The 2,757-nt window shown below is 65.3% G+C and carries 2 protein-coding genes; both read left to right on the top strand.

What is annotated here, in order from left to right; translation table 11 throughout:
• A partial coding sequence (locus ACIG87_RS32230; RefSeq protein WP_396855398.1) for a 2-oxoacid:acceptor oxidoreductase subunit alpha occupies window positions 1-1,839 on the top strand: 1,839 nt, incomplete at its 5' end.
• On the top strand, window positions 1,832-2,757 hold a 926-nt coding region (locus ACIG87_RS32225), incomplete at its 3' end, for a 2-oxoacid:ferredoxin oxidoreductase subunit beta (protein ID WP_396855397.1). The genes ACIG87_RS32230 and ACIG87_RS32225, both read left to right, overlap by 8 nt.

Here is a 2,757-nt window from a genome sequence, read left to right as displayed (position 1 = left end):
CAGATCCGTCAGTTGGACCGGGTGGTGATCCGGTTTGCGGGTGACTCGGGTGATGGGATGCAGTTGACGGGGGACAGGTTCACCTCGGAGACGGCGCAGTTGGGTAATGACATTTCGACGTTGCCGAACTTCCCGGCGGAGATTCGGGCGCCTGCGGGGACGTTGCCGGGGGTGTCGAGTTTCCAGGTGCATTTCGCGGATTATGACATTCTGACGCCGGGGGACGCGCCGAATGTGTTGGTCGCGATGAATCCGGCGGCGTTGAAGGCGAATGTGGGGGATCTGCGTCGGGGTGCGGACATCATCGTGAACACTGATGAGTTCACGAAGCGGAACCTGGTGAAGGTGGGTTACGCGGTCAGTCCTCTCGAGGATGGTTCCCTGGCGGGGTTCGTGGTGCATCCGGTGGCGTTGACGTCGATGACGGTGGGTGCGCTCGCGGAGTTGGCGGTGTCGAAGAAGGACGCCGAGCGGGCGAAGAACATGTTCGCGTTGGGGTTGTTGTCGTGGATGTACTCCCGCCCGTATGACTCGACGTTGCGGTTCCTGGAGCGGAAGTTCGCCAAGCGTCCGGAGTTGGTCGCGGCGAACATCGCGGCGTTCAAGGCGGGGTGGAACTTCGGGGAGACCACCGATTCGTTCTCGGTGCGGTACGAGGTGAAACCTGCCCGGATGCTTCCGGGTACCTACCGCAACATCACCGGTAACGCCGCTCTGTCGTTGGGTTTGGTCGCTGCGGGGGTGCGGTCGGGGTTGCCGGTGTTCCTCGGCGCGTATCCGATCACTCCGGCGTCGGACATCCTGCACGAGTTGTCGAAACACAAGAAACTCGGTGTGGTCACCATGCAGGCCGAGGACGAGATCGCCGCGGTCGGCGCCGCGTTGGGCGCCTCCTACGGTGGTGCGCTCGGTGTCACCACGACCAGTGGTCCCGGTGTCGCGTTGAAGTCCGAGACGATCTCCCTGGCCGTGGCCCTGGAGTTGCCGTTGGTCATCGTGGACGTGCAGCGGGCCGGGCCGTCGACGGGGTTGCCGACGAAGACCGAGCAGGCGGACCTGAACATGGCCCTGTACGGGCGGCACGGTGAGGCCCCTGTCGCGGTGATCGCCCCGAAGTCCCCCTCGGACTGTTTCCACGCCGCTCTCGAGGCCGCCCGTATCGCGTTGACGTACCGCACCCCGGTGATCCTGTTGTCGGACAACTACGTCGCGAACGGCTCCGAACCCTGGCTCCTGCCCGACGTCGATGCCCTGCCCGACCTGCGTGTCGCGTTCACCACCGCCCCCAACAGCGATGACGGTGTCACGTTCCTGCCCTACCTACGCGACCCGCAGACCCTGGCCCGCCCGTGGGCGATCCCCGGCACCCCCGGTCTGGAACACCGTATCGGTGGCCTGGAGAAAGCCGACAAGACCGGTGACATCTCCTACGACCCGGCCAACCACGACTTCATGGTCCGTATCCGCGCCGCCCGCATCGACGCGATCCCCGTGCCCGACATCGAAGTCGAAGACCCCGACGGCGACGCCCGGGTCCTCGTCCTGGGTTGGGGCTCCACCTACGGGCCCATCGGCGCCGCCTGCCGCGGACTACGCCAACGCGGACTGCCGGTGGCCCAGGCCCACCTACGACACCTCGCCCCGATGCCCGCCAACCTCGGCGACGTCCTGCACTCCTACGACCGGGTCGTCATCCCCGAGATGAACCTCGGCCAACTCGCCCAGGTCATCCGAGGCAGGTACCTGATCGACGCGATCGGCTACAACCAGGTCCGCGGCCTACCCTTCACCGCCGCCGAGCTGGAGACGATGCTGGAAGAGGTCTGCAAAAATGTCTGAACCCGTCACCGTGAAACTCACCACCAAAGACTTCAAATCCGACCAGGAAGTCCGCTGGTGCCCCGGCTGCGGCGACTACGCCATCCTCGCCGCCATCCAACAGTTCATGCCCGAACTACACATCCCCCGCGAGAACACCGTCTTCATCTCCGGCATCGGCTGCTCCTCACGCTTCCCGTACTACATGAACACCTACGGCATGCACTCCATCCACGGCCGCGCCCCCGCGATCGCCACCGGCCTGTCCGTCACCCGCCCCGACCTGTCCGTCTGGGTCGTCACCGGCGACGGCGACGCCCTGTCCATCGGCGGCAACCACCTCATCCACGCCCTACGCCGAAACGTCAACCTCACCATCCTGCTGTTCAACAACCGCATCTACGGCCTCACCAAAGGCCAGTACTCCCCCACCTCCGAAACCGGCAAGATCACCAAATCCACCCCCGCCGGATCCGCCGACGCCCCCTTCAACCCCCTCTCACTCGCCCTCGGCGCCGAAGCCACCTTCGTCGCCCGCACCATCGACTCCGACCGCAAACACCTCCAATCAGTCCTCCGCGCCGCCGCCCAACACCAAGGCTCCGCCTTCGTCGAGATCTACCAAAACTGCAACATCTTCAACGACGGCGCCTTCGCACAACTCAAAGAACCCACCACCCGCGACGACTACCTCATCCCCCTCGAACACGGCCAACCCATCACCTTCGGCCCCAACAACCAACACTGCGTCGTCCACCCACCACGCGGCTTCGGCCTCGAAATCCGCGACACCGCCACCACCCCACCCGACGACATCGTCATCCACGACACCACCATCACCGACCCCGCCTACGCCTTCGCCCTGTCCCGACTCCCCGGACCAGACCTCCGCAACACCCCCATCGGCGTGTTCCGACAAACCACCCGCCCCACCTACGA

It is taken from the genome of Micromonospora sp. NPDC051925 (assembly GCF_044548625.1).
Taxonomy (GTDB): domain Bacteria; phylum Actinomycetota; class Actinomycetes; order Mycobacteriales; family Micromonosporaceae; genus Micromonospora.
Note: the sequence above shows the minus strand (reverse complement) of the source record. Positions and strands in the feature narration are given on the sequence as shown.